This is a genomic window from Shinella kummerowiae (genome assembly GCF_009827055.1).
GTDB classification, from domain to species: domain Bacteria; phylum Pseudomonadota; class Alphaproteobacteria; order Rhizobiales; family Rhizobiaceae; genus Shinella; species Shinella kummerowiae.
This window is the reverse complement of the sequence record NZ_WUMK01000002.1, coordinates 592,382-610,314: the sequence shown is the minus strand read 5'-3', so window position 1 is coordinate 610,314 and position 17,933 is coordinate 592,382. Positions and strand designations below refer to the sequence as shown.

General features: G+C 63.9%; 17 protein-coding genes. 5 read left to right on the top strand and 12 right to left on the bottom strand.

Translation table 11 applies throughout. The annotated features are described in order from the left end of the window. The first annotated feature begins 124 nt into the window (after window positions 1-124). From GR138_RS07505 to GR138_RS07490, 4 genes are read left to right on the top strand one after another with little or no spacing between them, the layout of a single operon-like run. Window positions 125-1,201, top strand: a complete 1,077-nt coding sequence (locus GR138_RS07505) for a microcin C ABC transporter permease YejB (RefSeq protein WP_160857976.1) — start codon at window positions 125-127, stop codon at window positions 1,199-1,201. After that, window positions 1,201-2,340: an ABC transporter permease gene (locus GR138_RS07500; RefSeq protein ID WP_160857975.1), complete on the top strand. Its 1,140-nt coding sequence runs from the start codon at window positions 1,201-1,203 to the stop codon at window positions 2,338-2,340. The genes GR138_RS07505 and GR138_RS07500 overlap by 1 nt, the downstream gene beginning before the upstream one ends. Beyond that, window positions 2,337-3,977 (top strand): dipeptide ABC transporter ATP-binding protein, encoded by a 1,641-nt coding sequence (locus GR138_RS07495; RefSeq protein WP_160857974.1) that lies wholly within the window; start codon window positions 2,337-2,339, stop codon window positions 3,975-3,977. Before GR138_RS07500 ends, GR138_RS07495 begins: the two co-directional genes overlap by 4 nt. Before the next feature lie 25 nt (window positions 3,978-4,002). Next, window positions 4,003-4,959, top strand: a complete 957-nt coding sequence (locus GR138_RS07490) for a 2-hydroxyacid dehydrogenase (RefSeq protein ID WP_160857973.1) — start codon at window positions 4,003-4,005, stop codon at window positions 4,957-4,959. Between the two features lie 42 nt (window positions 4,960-5,001). Here the strand turns inward: GR138_RS07490 and GR138_RS07485 are convergent, their stop codons facing one another. From GR138_RS07485 to GR138_RS07475, 3 genes are all read right to left on the bottom strand, one after another. After that, on the bottom strand, window positions 5,002-5,856 hold the full coding sequence (locus GR138_RS07485; RefSeq protein ID WP_160857972.1) for a C40 family peptidase: 855 nt from the start codon (window positions 5,854-5,856) through the stop codon (window positions 5,002-5,004). A 22-nt stretch (window positions 5,857-5,878) separates the two neighbouring features. Then, complete coding sequence (locus tag GR138_RS07480; protein WP_160857971.1) at window positions 5,879-6,229, bottom strand: MarR family transcriptional regulator; 351 nt, start codon at window positions 6,227-6,229, stop codon at window positions 5,879-5,881. Window positions 6,230-6,352: 123 nt separating this feature from the next. Next, entirely contained in the window at window positions 6,353-7,744 is a 1,392-nt protein-coding gene (locus GR138_RS07475; protein WP_160857970.1) for a leucyl aminopeptidase family protein, read from the bottom strand. 158 nt (window positions 7,745-7,902) lie between these two features. Between GR138_RS07475 and GR138_RS07470 the strand changes: the two genes are divergently transcribed. Beyond that, a complete protein-coding gene (locus GR138_RS07470) occupies window positions 7,903-8,718 on the top strand; it encodes a tetratricopeptide repeat protein (RefSeq protein WP_160857969.1) in 816 nt (271 codons plus the stop codon). A 79-nt stretch (window positions 8,719-8,797) separates the two neighbouring features. Here the strand turns inward: GR138_RS07470 and GR138_RS07465 are convergent, their stop codons facing one another. The 9 genes from GR138_RS07465 to GR138_RS07425 all read right to left on the bottom strand — a co-directional run bounded on the left by GR138_RS07465 (window position 8,798) and on the right by GR138_RS07425 (window position 17,750). After that, on the bottom strand, window positions 8,798-9,724 hold the full coding sequence (locus GR138_RS07465; protein WP_160858107.1) for a type II secretion system F family protein: 927 nt from the start codon (window positions 9,722-9,724) through the stop codon (window positions 8,798-8,800). A 67-nt stretch (window positions 9,725-9,791) separates the two neighbouring features. Continuing rightward, on the bottom strand, window positions 9,792-10,802 hold the full coding sequence (locus GR138_RS07460; RefSeq protein WP_160857968.1) for a type II secretion system F family protein: 1,011 nt from the start codon (window positions 10,800-10,802) through the stop codon (window positions 9,792-9,794). 18 nt (window positions 10,803-10,820) lie between these two features. Beyond that, window positions 10,821-12,293 carry a TadA family conjugal transfer-associated ATPase gene (locus GR138_RS07455; protein ID WP_160857967.1) on the bottom strand — a complete coding sequence of 491 codons (1,473 nt, stop codon included), beginning with the start codon at window positions 12,291-12,293 and terminating at the stop codon, window positions 10,821-10,823. Between the two features lie 27 nt (window positions 12,294-12,320). Further along, window positions 12,321-13,604, bottom strand: a complete 1,284-nt coding sequence (locus tag GR138_RS07450) for a CpaE/TadZ family protein (RefSeq protein ID WP_160857966.1) — start codon at window positions 13,602-13,604, stop codon at window positions 12,321-12,323. 58 nt (window positions 13,605-13,662) lie between these two features. Then, window positions 13,663-14,334: a CpaD family pilus assembly protein gene (locus GR138_RS07445; protein WP_160857965.1), complete on the bottom strand. Its 672-nt coding sequence runs from the start codon at window positions 14,332-14,334 to the stop codon at window positions 13,663-13,665. 59 nt (window positions 14,335-14,393) lie between these two features. Next, window positions 14,394-15,932 carry a type II and III secretion system protein family protein gene (locus GR138_RS07440; RefSeq protein ID WP_160857964.1) on the bottom strand — a complete coding sequence of 513 codons (1,539 nt, stop codon included), beginning with the start codon at window positions 15,930-15,932 and terminating at the stop codon, window positions 14,394-14,396. A 22-nt stretch (window positions 15,933-15,954) separates the two neighbouring features. Further along, window positions 15,955-16,764 (bottom strand): Flp pilus assembly protein CpaB, encoded by an 810-nt coding sequence (cpaB, locus tag GR138_RS07435; RefSeq protein ID WP_160857963.1) that lies wholly within the window; start codon window positions 16,762-16,764, stop codon window positions 15,955-15,957. Between the two features lie 192 nt (window positions 16,765-16,956). Further along, window positions 16,957-17,469, bottom strand: a complete 513-nt coding sequence (locus GR138_RS07430; protein ID WP_160857962.1) for an A24 family peptidase — start codon at window positions 17,467-17,469, stop codon at window positions 16,957-16,959. A 98-nt stretch (window positions 17,470-17,567) separates the two neighbouring features. Continuing rightward, entirely contained in the window at window positions 17,568-17,750 is a 183-nt protein-coding gene (locus GR138_RS07425) for a Flp family type IVb pilin (protein WP_160857961.1), read from the bottom strand. Between the last annotated feature and the right edge of the window lie 183 nt (window positions 17,751-17,933).

The following is a 17,933-nucleotide window of genomic DNA, read 5'->3' as shown; positions in this document are numbered from 1 at the left end:
GCTCCATATAGCGGCGACGAATCACCGCCGCGGCGAGCGGCGGCAGCACGGAAGGGTTGGGCTTGACCGACGGGACTGCGCCAAAACAAGAAGACCGGCAACAGGCTGTGGCGGGTAATCGCTGATGGGCGGCTATATCCTTCGCCGAATCCTGCTGATGATCCCGACGATCTTCGGCATCATGGCGATCTCCTTTGCCATCGTGCAGTTCGCGCCGGGCGGCCCGGTCGAGCAGGTGATCTCGGACCTCACCAACCAGAGTTCCGGCGATCGCCTTTCCGGCGGAACCGAGATGTCGCAGGAACTCTCGCAGGACAGCGCTTATCGCGGCGCGCGCGGCCTCGATCCGGAATTCATCGCCAAGCTGGAAAAGCAATTCGGCTTCGACAAGCCGCCGCTCGAGCGCTTCGTCACGATGATGTGGGACTATATCCGCTTCGATTTCGGCGAGAGCTTCTTCCGCAACACCGCCGTGATCGATCTCATTGCGCAGAAACTGCCGGTCTCCATCTCGCTCGGCGTCTGGATCCTCATCTTCTCCTACGCGATCTCCATCCCGCTCGGCATCCACAAGGCGGTGAAGGACGGCTCGGCGTTCGACGTCTGGACCTCCGGCATCATCATCGTCGGTTATGCCGTGCCGAGCTTCCTCTTCGGCATCCTGCTGATCGTGCTTTTTGCCGGCGGCTCGTTCTTCGACTGGTTCCCGCTGCGCGGCTTCGTCTCCGACAATTTCGACAGCCTCGCCTGGTGGCAGAAGCCGCTCGATTATATGTGGCACATGACGCTGCCGCTGATCACGCTGCTGCTGTCTGCCTTCGCCACGACGACGCTTCTGACGAAAAACTCGTTCATCGACGAGATCAAGAAGCAATATGTCACCACGGCGCGCGCCAAGGGCCTGACCGAGAGCCAGGTGCTCTACGGCCACGTCTTCCGCAACGCCATGCTGATCATCATCGCCGGTTTCCCCGGTGCCTTCATCTCGGCCTTCTTCACGGGTTCGCTGCTCATCGAATATATCTTCTCGCTCGATGGCCTCGGCCGCCTCGGCTACGATTCGATCGTCCGGCGCGACTATCCGATCGTCTTCGCGACGCTCTTCATCTTCTCGCTGATGGGCCTCGTCGTCAGCCTCATCTCCGACCTCATCTATACCTGGGTCGATCCGCGCATCGATTTCGAGCGGAGGGATGTCTGATGAGTGCCGTCATCGACGCAAAACCCATGGCACCACCGCGCAAGGGCCTGCTCAATCCGACCAACCTGCGCCGCTGGGAGAATTTCAAGGCGAACCGCCGCGGTTACTGGTCGCTCTGGATCTTCCTGGTCATCTTCGTCCTCAGTCTGTTTGCCGAGTTCATTGCCAATGACCGGCCGATCATGGCGTCCTACAAGGGCGAACTGCTCTTCCCCGTGGTCATCAGCTATCCGGAAGAAAAGTTCGGCGGCTTCCTCGCGGAAACGGACTACCGCTCCGATTTCATCACGGACGAGATCAAGGCGAACGGCTGGATGATCTGGCCGCCGATCCGCTATTCCTACAACACGACCAATTCCAACATTCCCCATTCCGCGCCGACCAAGCCGTTCTGGCTGATGGACGAGGCGGAGCGCTGCGCCGGGTATCCGGGCGGTGCGGCGGACCCGAACTGCACCTGGAACAACCTCAACTGGCTCGGCACGGACGATCAGGCGCGCGACGTGCTCGCCCGGGCCATCTATGGTTTCCGCATCTCGGTGCTGTTCGGCCTGGCGCTCACCGTCGCATCGGCCGTCGTCGGGGTCACGGCCGGCGCCATACAGGGCTATTTCGGCGGCTGGACCGATCTGCTGCTGCAGCGCTTCATCGAGATCTGGTCGTCGATGCCGGTGCTCTACATCCTGCTGATCATCGCCGCGATCCTGCCGCCCGGCTTCTGGATCCTGCTCGGCATCATGCTCTTGTTTTCCTGGGTCGGCTTCGTCGGCGTGGTGCGCGCGGAATTCCTGCGCGCCCGCAATTTCGAATATGTGCGGGCGGCGCGCGCGCTCGGCGTCGGCAACATCACGATCATGTACCGGCATCTGCTGCCCAACGCGATGGTGGCGACGCTGACCTTCCTGCCGTTCATCCTGTCCGGCTCGATCACCACGCTCACCTCGCTCGACTTCCTGGGCTTCGGCATGCCGCCGGGTTCGGCGTCGCTTGGCGAACTGGTCGCGCAGGGCAAGAACAACCTTCAGGCCCCGTGGCTCGGCTTCACCGCTTTCGCCGTCATGTCCATCATGCTGTCGCTCCTGATCTTCGTCGGCGAAGCGACGCGCGATGCCTTCGATCCGAGGAAGACCTTCCGGTGAGCGCTGAAAAATCCGAAACCATCCTGTCCGTCCGTGATCTATCGGTTGCTTTCCACCAGGGCGGCAACACCTCGACCGCGGTCGATCATGTCTCGTTCGACATCCGGCGCGGCGAGGTCGTGGCGCTGGTCGGCGAATCCGGCTCCGGCAAGTCGGTGACCGCCAACTCGATCCTGCGGCTCCTGCCCTATCCCGCCGCAAGCCACCCGTCCGGCGAGATCTTTTTCAACGGCAAGGACCTGCTCAAGGCCTCCGACGCCGAGCTGCGCAATGTGCGCGGCAACGACGTCACGATGATCTTCCAGGAGCCGATGACCTCGCTCAACCCGCTGCATTCGATCGAGCGGCAGATCGGCGAGATCCTCGAACTGCACCAGGGCATCGCGGGTGCCGCCGCACGCAGCCGCATTCTCGAACTGCTCAACCAGGTCGGCATCCGCGAGCCGGAAAAGCGCCTTGCCGCCTATCCGCACGAGCTGTCCGGCGGCCAGCGCCAGCGTGTCATGATCGCCATGGCGCTCGCCAACCGACCGGAACTGCTGATCGCCGACGAGCCGACGACGGCCCTCGACGTCACCGTGCAGGCGCAGATCCTGGCGCTCCTGAAAAACCTCAAGGAAGAGCACGGCATGTCCATGCTCTTCATCACGCACGACCTCGGTATTGTCCGGAAGTTCGCCGACCGGGTCTGCGTGATGACCAAGGGCAGGATCGTCGAGACCGGCCCGGTGGAAGACATCTTTTCCAACCCGCAACATGCCTATACGCGCCACCTGCTCGCCTCTGAGCCGAAGGGCCTGCCGCGGCCGGGCGATGACAGCCAGCCCGTCATCATGGAAGCGGAAGACGTCAAGGTCTGGTTCCCGATCAAGGCGGGTTTTCTCCGCCGCGTCGTGGATCATGTGAAGGCCGTGGACGGCATCGATCTCAAGCTGCGCGCCGGCCACACGCTCGGCGTTGTCGGCGAATCCGGCTCGGGCAAGACGACGCTCGGCCTCGCGCTCACAAGGCTCATCGCCTCGAAGGGCCGCATCGCCTTTGTCGGCCAGGACATTGCCGGCCATTCCTTCGGCGAGATGCGGCCGCTGCGGCGGCGCATGCAGATCGTCTTCCAGGATCCCTTCGGTTCGCTGTCGCCGCGCATGTCGGTCGCCGATATCGTCGCGGAAGGCCTGAAGGTCCACGAGCCGTCGCTCTCCGAAGCCGAGCGCGACCACCGCGTCGCCTCCGCGCTGGAGGAAACCGGCCTCGATCCGACGACCCGCTGGCGCTATCCGCACGAATTTTCCGGTGGCCAGCGCCAGCGTATCGCGATTGCCCGCGCCATGGTGCTGAAGCCGGAATTCGTCATGCTCGACGAGCCGACCTCCGCACTCGACATGAGCGTGCAGGCGCAGGTCGTCGAGCTGCTGCGCGATCTTCAGGTCCGGCACAATCTCGCCTATCTGTTCATCAGCCACGACCTGAAGGTCGTGCGCGCGCTGGCCAACGACATTATCGTCATGCGCGCCGGACGCGTGGTGGAGAAGGGGGCAGCGAAGGACGTCATCGAGCGGCCGAGCGAGGCCTATACCAAGGCGCTGATGGCCGCGGCCTTCAATCTGGAAGCCGTCCGCAGCGAGACCATCAGCCAATAGTGCGCAGCCAGCAGCAGGAAACAGCATGACGAAAAGCCCGATCATCATCGATCTGAAATTCGATCAGGAGCAGGTCGCGGCCGCCCTCAAGGGCGCCTTTGCCGATCGCGAGGTGATCAACCTGTTGCATCCTGCAAGCCGCAAGCGCGACCTCTCCGGCGTCGACTATGCCGTGGTGTGGAAGCCGGGCGCCGATCTCTTTTCGCGCGCAAAGGACCTCAAGGTCGTCTTCTCCGGCGGCGCCGGCGTCGACCATGTGCTGACGCTGCCCGGCCTGCCGGACGTGCCGCTCGTCCGCTTCGTCGACGATACCTTGACGACGCGCATGAGCGAATGGATCGTCATGCAGTGCCTGCTGCACCTGCGCCAGCACCAGGCCTACGAAGCACAGCGCCAGAAGCGTGTCTGGCGGGAACTCGCTCAGCCGGAGGCGAAGGAACTCACCGTCGGCATCATGGGGTTTGGCGTGCTGGGGCAGGATTCGGCAGCGAAGCTGAAGGCGATGGGCTTCAACGTCATCGGCTGGTCGCGCAGCCGCAAGCAGGTCGATGGTTTCGAGACCTTCGATGCGGCCGGCCTCGACGCCTTCCTCGCCCGGACGGATATCCTCGTCGGTCTGCTGCCGCTGACGCCCGAGACCAAGGGCATCTTCAACACCGGCCTCTTTAGCCGCTTGAGCCGCAAGGGCCCGTTCGGTGCCCCGGTCTTCATCAATGCCGGCCGCGGCGGCAGCCAGGTGGAGGCGGATATCGTCGCCAGCCTGAATGACGGCACGTTGCGCGGCGCCTCGCTCGATGTTTTCGAGCAGGAGCCGCTGCCGCTCGAAAGCCCGCTCTGGTCGATGGACAAGGTGTTCATCACGCCGCACGCTGCCGCCGCTTCGGACGTCGCGGCGCTCTTCCGCCACGTCGCCGGCCAGATCGAACGGCTCGAGAGCGGCAAGCCGCTGGAGCATCTGGTCGATCGCAGCGCGGGCTACTAGGACCGTTTCCTCTCCCGGCATGACAGGGGAGCGTTTTGGAGTTCAGGGCCGGCGGTAACCCGTCGGCTGCTGATAGAGCCAGCCGATACGCTCGACGGCCGCATCCAGCCCCTCGCGCGCCACGCTCATCGTGTGGCCGTTGGCATGGAGGATGGTCTTCTCGTCCTCCATGATCGCCACATGGCCTTTCCAGAAGACGAGGTCGCCGCGGCGGAGCGCGTCGCGCTCGATCGGCGTGCCGAGACCGGCGGCCTGCATGTCGGAATCGCGCGGCGCCGTCCGGCCGGTCATCATCATCGACAGTTGCACGAGGGCGGAGCAATCGAGCCCGAAGCCCGAGCGTCCGCCCCAGAGATAGGGTGTCTCCAGAAAACGGGCGGCAATGGCGACATAGTCGTCGCCCGCCGTCTCGCCGACGGAAAGGCAATGGCCGGCCACCACGGACTGGCCGCTTTCCAGCGTGAGATAGCGCGTGCCGCGCGTTTCGCTTTCGCCAACGGCCGTTAGCCGGCTTCCGACCGACAGGGCAAAGGCGGCGGGCGTTTTGAGGTCGGGCCCGGAATAGGCGAAGGTGCGGGGCACGGCGACGACATGGGTCGCGGCGGCGGTGCCCGTATCGAGTGCCGCCTCCGGCAGATAGCCGACATAGCCGTCGAAATCGGACTTGACCCAGGCCCAGCCATTCGCCCGGTCGAGCACTCGCACGGTTTCGCCGAACAGCAGCTCCGTATCGATGCCGGCGCTGCTGTCCGGCTTGGGCCGAAGGGCGGCGACGGGCTGGACCACGCGCGCCGGCGTACCTGCGACGTAGCGCTCCGCCGTGACGGTGCCGCGCAGGGCCTCCTCGGCGAGGTCCGGACGGTAGGCGTTGAGGCGGCGGTCGGGCAGGGCGTTCATCGGTCTGGTTCCATGGTTTGGCTCATGCGGTCTGCGCGCGGCCCCGGGCGATGATGAGATCCCCCAGCCGTTCGAGATAAAGCGCGCCGTCCACGGTGCGCTTGATGATGACGTTGCGGCGGTCGCGGTCGTCGCGCATGCGGGTGACGAGGCCAAGGTCGCCCATCGTGTCGAGCGCGCGGGTGATCACCGGCTTGGTGACGCCGAGTTTGGATGCAAGCCCGCGCACGGTATGCGGCGGCGGCACGAGGTAGATTTCGAGCAGGATGGCGAGCTGGCGCAGCGTCAGGTCGCGACCATCCTGCTGCACCTGCTGCGACGTCACCTCGTGCCAGAGGCCGAGCGCCTGCGATGGAGTGAGATCTACCGGCACGGCTCCTCCGGGCCTGAAAAGCCTGCCCGCCTTCCCGGAAGGCGTTCCAGACCTGTTGTCCCGCATTTGCGTTAGCGTTTCGTTACGCTACCGTATCGTTTGCCCGAAGGAAAGCCGCCCGTGTCAGGCGGTCGCCTTGCGCAGATGGTGGTAGAGCGCGCGGATCGCCTGCGCCTCGCCGCCGACCGGCGAATGCGGCCGCTCGGCCTGCGCCCAGCCGTAGATGTCGAAATGCGCCCAATGCTTGTTGCGGGTGACGAAGCGCTTCAGGAAGAGGGCGGCGGTGATCGAGCCCGCCATGCCGCCGGACGGGGCGTTGGTGAGGTCGGCGATACGGGCGGAGACGTCCTTGTCGTAGCCCATGTAGAGCGGCATGCGCCACATCGGATCGTCGACAGTCAGGCTCGCCTCGGTGAGATCATGGGCGAGATCGTCGTCGTCGGTGAAGAACGGCGGCAGGTCGGGTCCGAGCGCCACGCGCGCTGCTCCCGTCAGCGTCGCCATGTCGATGATGAGGTCGGCATCCTCCTCGTCGGCATAGGCGAGCGCGTCGGCAAGGATCAGGCGGCCTTCGGCGTCGGTGTTGTCGATCTGCACGGTCAGGCCCTTGCGGCTCCTGTAGATGTCGCCGGGGCGGAAGGCGTTGGCGGAGATCGAGTTCTCGACAACCGGTACCAGCACGCGCAGGTCCACCTTCAGCTTGGCGTCCATGATCATCAGCGCGAGGCCCATGACATTCGCCGCGCCGCCCATGTCTTTCTTCATCAGCAGCATGGAGGAGGCAGGCTTGATATCGAGGCCGCCGGTATCGAAGGTGACGCCCTTGCCGACCAGCGTCACACGCTTGTGGCCCTTCTTGCCCCAGCGCAGTTCGAGCAGGCGCGGCGCCTGCGCCGAGGCTCGGCCGACCGTGTGGACGAGCGGGAAGTTCTGTTTGAGCAGGTCGTCACCGGTGATGACGGAGACCTTGGCCTTGTAGTGTTCGCCGAGCGCACGGAAAACGTCTTCCATCGCTTCCGGGCCCATGTCGTTGGTGGGGGTGTTGATGAGGTCGCGGGCAAGGAAGACGCCGGCGAGCTGGCGCTTGATGTCGGTGGCGTCCGCGTCGCTTGGAATGAGCAATGTCGGCGCTTCCGAGGTCGAGGCCTTATAGCGCTCGAAGCGGTAGCTGCCGAGGCCGTAGCCGAGCGACAGACGGTTCGCCGTCAGCGGTGCGGTCTCGATATGCCAGTCGCCGGCCGGCAGCGCGCGGGCGAGCTTGCCGGTCAGGAAAGGCGCGTCGGACGGGTTCTTGCCAAGGCCGAAGAGGGCGCCGCCGAGATGACCGTCCGCCGTGGGCACCATCAGGAGCGCACCGGTCTCCGCCTTGAAGCCGGCCCGCTTGGCCCAGTCGAGTGCGATCGGATCGATCGTGCCGGTCTCGATATGGGCAGGCGTGATGGCGAAAATCGGCAGCGTCTTGCCGTTCTTCGTGTTGAAGGGAGAGGGCCGGTCGATGAACTGGAAGGGGGCCATGTCGGAACCTTTGGCAAGCGTTGGAGCACATCCGACGGACATGCTCTCGAATCGGGCAATTAACACTCTGTTAGGGTTAACAGATTATTGCTTGAGCGGAGATTGCGGCGTGATTCCTTAACCGCCGCGGCACGCGGAAATCGCTTCGGGGACACAACATGGCCGCTTCCGTCACACATTCATCGCTTCGGTCGACGTTCTTGCGCGGCGCCGCCTTTGTCGTGATCGCCATTGCCGCGACGGGCTGTGCGGGCAAGAGCAACCTCACCACCGGCTCCATTCCGAAAATGTCGAAGCCGGTCGACGCTATGAATGCGACGGAGCTGCGCGGCGCGGCGGAGACGATGGGCCGCGCCTACGAGAAGAACCCGAAGGACCGGGCGATCGGCATGAACTATGCCAACGTCTTGCGCATGAACGGGCGCAACGACCAGGCGCTCGCCGTCATGCAGCAGGTGGCCATCAATAACCCGAGCGATCGCTCGGTGCTTGCCGCCTACGGCAAGGCACAGGCGGCCGCGGGCCAGCTCGAGCAGGCGCTGAACACCATCCTGCGCGCCCAGACCCCGGACCGGCCGGACTGGCGGTTGAAATCGGCGGAAGGCGCGATCCTTGATCAGCTCGGCCGCGCCGGCGATGCCCGCCAGCGCTACCGCGAAGCACTCGAAATCAATCCGAATGAATCCTCGGTCCTGTCCAATCTCGGCATGTCCTACCTGCTGGCCAGGGATCTGAAAACCGCCGAGACCTATCTGCGCAACGCCGCAGCCCAGCCGGGCGCGGACAGCAGCGTGCGCCAGAACCTTGCGCTTGCGGTCGGCCTGCAGGGCCGTTTCCAGGAGGCGGAAACTATCGCCCGGCAGGAACTGACCGCCGAACAGGCCGAGGCGAACGTTACCTATCTGCGCTCCATGCTGACGCAACAGAATTCCTGGAAGAAGCTTGCCGCCGACGACGGTGGCAACACGAACTGACCCAACGTGCCTCCCAAGCACAAACTCAGCCCCGGTCGATAGTTTCGACCGGGGCTTTTTCTTTTTTGCGCTGGTTGGATCAGAACCGGTCCGAGACCTGGATGCCGGCCGGGCCGAGAATGACGGCGACCAGTACGGGCAGGAAGAACAGGATCATCGGCACGGTGAGCTTCGGCGGCAGGGCGGCCGCCTTCTTTTCCGCCTCGTTCATGCGCTGGTCGCGGCATTCCTGTGCGAGCACGCGCAGCGCCTGGGCGAGCGGCGTGCCATAACGTTCCGCCTGGATAAGCGCCTGGGTGACGGATTTGACCGTGTCGAGGCCGATGCGCGTGCCGAGGTTTTCATAGGCCGCGCGCCGCTCCTGAAGGAAGGAGAGTTCCGCCGTCGTCAGCACCAGTTCTTCGGCAAGTTCCGGCGACGCCATGGCGATTTCGTCGGCCACGCGCTTGAAGGCGACTTCGATGGAAATACCCGATTCCACGCAGATCAGCATGAGGTCGAGCGCATCGGGCCAGGCGCGGCGGATCGATTTCTGCCGCTTGGTCACCTGGTTGGAGACGAAGATGTTCGGGGCGTAGAAGCCGATATAGGCGATGACGACCGTCGCCAGAACCCGCATCGGGAACGGTTTGTCGGCGAGAAAGCCGAGATAGAAGATGTAGAAGACGCCGACGGCGAGAAAGATGAAGGGCAGCACGAAACGCGCGAAAAGGAAGACGTTGAGCGCGTTCTGGGAGCGATAGCCGGCCTGGCGCAACCGGTTCATCGTGTTGGCATCGACCAGCGCCTCGCGCAGGTTAAGCCGGTCGACGACGCGGCGCACCGAGACATTGTGCTGCGCGCGCAGCGATGCCTTGCTCTGCACGCCCTCGGCATTCAGGCGCGCCCGTTCGCGCGCCCGCATCTGCTCGCGTTCGAGCGAGACGGACTTCATGCGCTTGTCGAGGTCGCTGCGGTCGAAATAGGGGGCGGCCAGCGTGTAGAAGGTCGCGAGAACCGCGACCATCACGAAGGCCGGCAGCAGGATGGTCGGGTCTGTGAGCGTAGCAACGAGATCGGACACGCGTGACCCCCTAGATGTCGAAGTTGATCATGTTGCGCATGACGAGGATGCCGATGGACATCCAGACGGCCGACAGGCCGAGGATGAGATGGCCGCGCGAATCCGTGAACAGGATCATGATGTAGTCGGGCGAGGTAAGGTAGACGAGGGAGGCGACGATGAAGGGCAGCGCGCCGATGATCGCGGCCGAGGCCTTCGCTTCCATCGACAGCGCGTTGACCTTGGCGCGCATCTTGCGCCGCTCGCGCAGCACGCGGGAAAGGTTGCCGAGCGCTTCGGAAAGGTTGCCGCCCGCCTGGCTCTGGATGGCGATGACGATGGCGAAGAAATTCACCTCCTGCAGCGGAATGCTGGTGAACATGCGCGCGCAGGCCTCCGGCACGCTGAGACCGACCTGCTGGGATTCCACGATCCGCCGGAACTCCGTCTTCACGGGCTCCTGGCCCTCCGCGGCGATCAGGCGCAGCGCGTCCGTCAGTGGCAGGCCGGACTTGATGGAGCGAACCATCACGTCCAGCGAGTTGGGGAATTCTTCCAGGAACTTGTTCAGCCGCCGCTTGACCAGGAAGCCCACGACCCAGCGGGGAAAACCAAGCGCTGCGATGAAGGCGACGCCCAGGCAGACGAGGATGTCGCCCCCGGCGAGAAAGCTGAGCACGAGGGTAAACAGGCCGAACAGGGCGCTGAACAGGTAGAATTGCCCGACACTGATCGACAGGCCTGCCTGGCCGAGTTTCGCCTTCAGCGATGTGGCGGCTCGCTTGGTCTGGTCCTGCTGCTTCTTTTCGAGATCCTTCAGCGAATCCTGCACCGATTTGCGGCGCTTCGACATTTCCTGCATGCGGTCGCGCGCGGCCTTGGCCTTGGACTGGTCGGTTTCCGCCGCCTGCACCCGCCGCACGCGGCTTTCCGTCTTCTTCTGGGCCTCGATGCGCGAGAACAGAACGCCATAGGCAAGGCCCGCGGTGGAGAGCGCCGCCAATGCGAAGATCGCCACGATGGTGATATCCAGTCCGAACATCCGCGCCCCGCCTGCCCCTTACGGCTTTTCCATTGCGTCGAGCGTGGCCGCCAGGCGCTTGTCCTCGTTGAAATATCGCGCGCGGTCCCAGAAGTGCGGCTTGCCGATGCCGGTGCCCTTGTGCTTGCCGAGGATGCGGCCGTTGGCATCCTCGCCTTCCATTTCGAAGCGCATCAGGTCCTGGGTGACGATGACGTCGCCTTCCATGCCGACCACTTCGGTGATGTGGGTGATGCGGCGCGAGCCGTCGCGCAGGCGCGAGGCCTGGATGATCACGTCGATGGAGCCGGCGATGATTTCGCGCACCGTCTTGGCCGGCAGCGTATAGCCGCCCATGGCGATCATCGATTCCATACGGCTCAGGCATTCGCGCGGCGTGTTGGCGTGGATCGTGCCCATCGAGCCGTCATGGCCGGTGTTCATCGCCTGGAGCAGGTCGAACACTTCCGGCCCGCGCACTTCGCCGACGATGATGCGTTCGGGGCGCATACGCAGGCAGTTCTTGATGAGATCGCGCATGGTGATCTCGCCTTCGCCTTCGATGTTCGGCGGGCGGGTTTCGAGGCGCACCACATGCGGCTGCTGCAGCTGGAGTTCGGCCGAGTCTTCGCAGGTGATGACGCGCTCGTCGCGGTCGATATAGTTGGTCAGGCAGTTGAGCAATGTCGTCTTGCCCGAGCCGGTACCGCCGGAAATGACGAGGTTGCAGCGCACCCGGCCGATGATCTGCAGCAGGGCCGCGCCTTCCGGCGTGATGGAGCCGAACCGGACCAGCTGGTCGAGCGTCAGCTTGTCCTTCTTGAATTTACGGATGGTGAGTGCGGTGCCGTCGATGGCGAGCGGCGGAGCGATGACGTTGACACGCGAGCCGTCCGGCAGGCGCGCGTCGCAGATCGGGCTCGATTCGTCGACGCGGCGGCCGACCTGGCTGACGATGCGCTGGCAGATGGAGAGAAGCTGCGCATTGTCGCGGAAGCGGATTTCCGATTCCTGCACCTTGCCGGCCACTTCGATATAGGTCTTGCCGGCACCGTTCACCATGATGTCGGCGATGTCGTCGCGGGCGAGCAGCGGCTCCAGCGGGCCGTAGCCGAGAACGTCGTTGCAGATGTCGTCGAGCAGTTCTTCCTGCTCGGAGATCGACATCGCGAAGTTCTTGATCGTGATGATGTCGTTGACGATATCGCGGATTTCTTCGCGCGCGCTCTCGGTATCGAGCTTGGCGAGCTGCGACAGGTCGATCGTGTCGATGAGCGCGGAGAAGACCTGGCTCTTCGTGTCGTAATAGTCTTCCGTGCGGGGCGTGCGCCGGCGGGCCTGGGCGGCCGGTGCCGCGACCGGCGGAGGCGCGGGCTCGAAAACGGGTTGCGCGCTGGGCGCCTTGGCGACCGGCCGTTCTGCCGTCAGGGTCGAGGCGGCCGCATGCACGGCCGGGGTCGCCTGACCCATGCCGCTCTTGCCGGAACCTTCATTGCCGCGTTTGCCGAACATGCCACTTCATCCAGTCTGTTGCGTCGCTTACTTGCGCCCGAGCAGCCCCAGCATCTTGCCGAGGCCGGCCTTCTTGGGTTTCTTGATCGTCGCGCGGCCCGTCACGATATGGGCGAGCTGCGAGAAGGTTTCCGCCGTCGGCGACTTGCGATCCATCTCCGCGATCATGCGGCCGCTGTTGGCCGCCGTGCCGAAGAGCTGCGCGTCGAAGGGGATGATTGCGACCGGCTCGATGCCGAGCGGTTCGCAGAAATCGTTGGGCGAGATTTCCGGCCGCTTCGGCATGCCGACCTGGTTGAGCACCAGATGCGGCGGCTTGTCGTTTGGCCGCAGCTTCTTCAGCGCGTCGAGCATGTTCTTCGCGTTGCGCAGGTTGGCGAGGTCGGGCGTCGCGGTGATGATCAGCTCGTCCACCTCGGACAGCAGCGTGCGCGTCCATTCCGACCAGGCGTGCGGCACGTCGAGCACCGACACCGGCGCGCTACGCTGCAGCACCTCGATAATCGGCTGGAACGAGCCGCGCTCGAGATCGTAGGCCCGGTCGAGCATGGAGGGCGCCGCAAGCAACGAGAGATGATCGGAGCACTTCGTCAGCAGGCGGTCGAGAAACACCTCGTCGAGCCGATCCGGCGCATAGATCGCCTCGGAAATGCCCTGCGGCGGGTCCTGGTCGAAGTCGATATTGGCAGTGCCGTAGGGCAGGTCGAGATCGGCGAGGATGACCTCGGTCTGGAACAGGTTGGAAATGTCGAAGGCGCAATTGTGGGCGATCGTCGAGGAGCCGCAACCGCCCTTGGCGCCGATGAAGGCGACGGTGCGGCCGAGCGGCTCGGCATCCGGATCGACGAAGATCGCGGCCATGGCGTTCAGCACCTCGGCCATGCCGACGGGGCCGACCATATATTCGGAGATGCCGTTGCGGATGAGGTCGCGGTAAAGCGGGATGTCGTTGTAACGGCCGACGATGACGACCTTGGTGCTCGGATCGCAGACCTCGGCGAGCGGGGCCAGCTCCTCCATGATGCCGTGTGGCTCCGTCGAGGTCTCGAGGATCAGCAGGTTCGGGGTCGGCGCGGAGGCGAACATGTTGGCGGCAGCCGCGATGCTTGCGCTCGATATGCGAAGGCTTGCCTTGGACATGCGGCGGTCCTGGCCGCAGCGTTCCATGGTGCGCAGCATCGCCTCGCTTTCGCAGAAGGCATGCACGGAGATGCGCGGCAGCGGACGCACGGCCTCAAGCTCGGTCGGCCGCACAGCCTCGTCCATTTGGTCCTCGGCGGGCCGCTCAATGGTGTAGTTGATCGTGCTCATCGTCATGTCCGTTGCTGGTGCCCGGCGGACCGGATGGATAGCTGCTTTTCAATGTCGTTCATCGTAGCGGCGGCTGCCCGTTCTCACGGTAGTCCTGGATCACGACGGTGCGCTGCTCCGCGTCGATCGGCGTCATGCCGCGCGGCTGGACGAGGTCCATCGGGTTTGCCACCTGGGCGGCAAGGTTGGCCTGCGTGGCGCAGCCGAAATTGTGATAGTTGCGGTTTTCCATGGTGTTCGCGACCAGGTCTTCCGGCCAGGCGCCGCAGGGACCGGCCTTCGCCGTGATGGCGAAGAAGACGAGGCGCACCGGCGCGGCATCGCCGTAGCCGCTCGCATCATAGCTCGTTTCGATCAGCCGGTCGCGCTTGATGCCGGCGGCCGTCAGGGTCGCGCGGATGTCCTTGCGCAGATAATTCGCGGTTGCCGCATTGGCCGAGCCGCGCGGCAGCATGATCTGGACGGCGCCGGTCGACTTGGCGGCGCGGTCGGCGGCGAAGCCGCGGATATTGTCACGCATCGCGAAGGTCAGCTGCCGGTCGCCGGTGGCGATGGGAAGATCCATCGTCTGGGCGGTTTCCGTCAGCACGATCGGATGGCGCGTGCGATAGTCGTCCGGAATAGAGCCGGTCGCGTTCTTGTCCGGATTGGTGCCGCAACCCGAAAGGGCTGCAGCGGAAAGGGCGAGCAGCGCGGCGAATGTGGCGCGTGCCGGCAGGATCGTGTGCATGAAGCGCATCCTTGCGGGGAGGGGCATATGGCTGTTCGTGTCGCGCATCTCTCTCCCCGTCATTTGTAGATGAAGCCGATGGAGCCGTGGTAGTTGCCCGAGGGCATTGCCTCTTCCTTGCGGCCGTAGATCTTGTTGACCTTGCCGAGGAAGAAGCTCGCGGCATCGTTCGTCGCGTTGAAATTGTCGTCCGGGCGGGAAATTGCGCTACGTGCAACCGGGCGCACCAGATAGGGTGTCGCGATGATGACCATTTCGGTCTCGTTGCGTATGAAATCCTTCGAGCGGAAGAGCGTGCCGAAGATCGGGATTTTCGACAGGCCCGGCAGGCCGGACATGGCCTGGCGGATGTCATCCTTGACAAGACCGGCGATGACGATGGAGCCGCCCGAAGGCAGCTCGACGCTCGTCGTCGCCTCACGCCGGCGAATGCCGAGCACGGTCAGGCCGGGGATGTCGTTGTGAGCAATCGTCGCGGTCGAACCTTCGAAAGTCGGCTCGGAAACCTCCGTCTCGATGCGCAGGCTGATCCGGCCGGGCGACAGCACGACTGGGCGGAAATTCAGCCGGATACCATATTCGACTTCGGTGAGTGTCCGGCTGACAGTCCGTTGACCGGTTTCCTCGTCAGCATCGATGGATTGTTCCGTCGGCATGCGAAATTCACCGCCAACATAGAAACGGGCTTCTTCGCCGGAGATGGCCGTCAGGCTTGGTTCGGCAAGCGTGCGCATGACGCCGGCCTGTTCCATTGCGCTCATATTGCTTGCAATGTTCAACCCGCCCACGGCTCCACCGAGGCTTCCGCTTGAGAACCAGTCGGCCGCACCGCCAAGGTTGGTCGGGTTGCGAAACGAAATGCCCCCGTCAGACCCGCGGACCGAGCCATTAAAGCCCAGCTGCTTCAGCACCTGACGGCTGACCTCGGCGACCGTGACCTTCAGCGTGACCTGGTCTTCGCCGTCGATCTTCAGCATGTTGACGACTTGTGAGCGCTGGCGCACTTCGCCGAAGATCGCCGCATCGCCGTTGTTGCCCTGTGCGGTGATGTTGCGGGTCGTCGCCTCACCGCCTTTCAGGAAGATTTCCGCCAGTCGCACGGCCTGAGCGGAATCCTGCGGCGTGCGCACGGTGCCGTTCAGCACGATATTGTCGGAGATGATTTCGACCTGGATATCGGAATCGGGAATGAAGCGCCGAAGATTGGCCTGCAGGCCGTCGATGTCGCGTTCGACATTGAGGTCGATGCTGACGATCTCCTCGCCATTCGGCCCGAAGACGAAGATGTTGGTCTGGCCCACTTCCTTGCCGAACAGGTAGATGCGCCGCGAAGTCCGCGTCACGGCATCCGCCTTGCCCGGATCGGCGACCAGGATGTCGTGCGCGTCGGTCGGCAGGTCGACGACGATCGCCTTGTTGAGGCCGAGCTTGACGGACTTGCGCGCACCCGGACCGCTGTCGTCGATGCGGATGATGGAGGCTGTCGCCGCTTCGGCGGGCGTTACGGCGGTCCCGCCGACGAGGGTTGCGGGCATGCCCGAAAACGCCAGGCAGAAGCTCAATCCGCCGGCGACAGAGGCCCGAAAAGTTTTGGTCATTGCAAACACGGTCAGCTCCTGGTCACTTCTGGGCTGCGGATGTGCCGCCGTTAACGATTTCGCCGGTCTTGATCACCTGGACCAGCGGCATGCCGTCGCTACCACTCAACAGATAGTCGGCAGCGCCTGTGTCGGCCTCCTGTGCATCCGCGACGCTGCGCAGCGCCAGCGAGAGCCGCTCGGCCATCTGCTGTGCAACGGTGATCACCTTGGTCTGGTCCGGCGTCAGCTCCAGCGTGGCGGTGGTGCCGACGGCCGATTTGGACCCATCCGGATTTTCCTGGATCTGCTGGTCGATCGCCAAGACGCGAACATTGGTGAGCACGGTTTCGGTGAGATAGGAATTGGTCTCGCTCTTGCGCACCATGATCACGTCGACACGGTCGTTCGGCAGGATGAAGCCGCCGGCGCCGGTCGCCACGGAGATTTCCGTCGCGACCGCACGTTTGCCGGACGGCAGAAGCGATGACATGATGCGGTTGCTCGAATCGGCGATCTTTTCCTGTCGGATTGGTTCACCGTTGAAGATCGGCATGCGGGCAATCGCGCCATCGAGGCTTTCCAAGGCGTCGGGCCGGTTCTGGTCGGTGATGAAGCCTTCAACGACCGAGCCCTCCGGCCAGGCGGCCCAGGCCATGATATCGGGATTGAGCCGCGCGCCCACAGGCAGGCTTTCCTTGGCAACCAGAACGTTGATGGTCGGCTCGCGCTCCACCACGGGATCCGACTGGATGATCGTGGGGCCACCGCTGGCGAGCTGCAGGGCCAGCAGGCCCGCAACGCCAGCCGAGACGACGGCCACTGCCAGAATAATGATTCGCGCCGGTTTCATGTGGGTTCCCTGGACTGCGGACTCTTCTATCCGCCCACATTGACCGGCAATGGTGTAATTATGGTTAATAACCACCTTACGGTCATGGTTAACGCCAGGTTTCGCCATGCGCGTGAAACGCAGGAAGCCGCCGGACGCGATCACGCATCGGCGGGCGTTCTAAAAGAGCAATTCAGCGGCTGGTGACTGGGTTCAGCCCAGTTTGCCGAGAGCGGCCATCATGAGGGGAGACGAAGCATAGGTGGCGAAGGCTGCTGCGCCGATCGCGATGCCGTAGGGCACTTTCCCGCCTTCCAGCAGGTGGTTCGGCACGGGCAGGCGCGAGGCGAGGATGACGTTCGCGTTCGAACGCAGCGCGAGGATGCCGAGCGTCAGCATGCCGCCGAAGAAAGAAACACAGATGAGAAAATCGAACAGCGACATCGAAAGGCCGAACCAGACGGCGCTGGCGGTCAAAAGCTTGGCATCACCACCGCCCATGATGTTGAAGGCGAAGAGGGCAAAGCAGGCGGCGAAGACGAGAAGGCCTGCGGCCAGATGCAGGCCGATATCGGTCAGGCTGAGGCCGGCAAGCGGGGCAACGATGACAAAGGCGGCGAGAAGGATCGCCGGCACGCGGTTCGGGATCGTCATCGTGAACAGATCGGTGAAGGCGGCGAGCGCCAGGCACAGCGGGAAGACCACGAAAATCAGAGCCTGCGTCATGCCGATTGCCTCCGGTGGTTGTTCTGGCGGTGCCCCGAATGATGAAGCCGCCTTCCGAAGGATGGCGGCTTCATTGTCAGGAAATCCTGTCCCTGAGCTTACGTCGGGTTCTGCGAGCCCGAGAGCTTGGTGTTCAGGAAGTTGAACTGAGCGTTCAGGCCCTTGCCGAGGGCGGTTGCACCGCTGATGAGGGCAACGGAAATCAGGGCGGCGATCAGGCCGTATTCGATGGCGGTTGCGCCAGATTCGTCCTTCATAAGGCGAGCGAAAATCTTGGTCATGGTATTCTCCTAGCTCCACGATGTTGGTTCAGCACGTCCGCCAACTGTTTCCGTTGTTCGGATGAATGCAACCTACAGGCAGTCGATTTCCATCGGCTTAAGGAAATGGGTTAATGCAGCCCTAACGCCAACCTACCGGATGTATGGTCAACAAGAGGTAAATCGCCTTACGCGCGCGCGTTT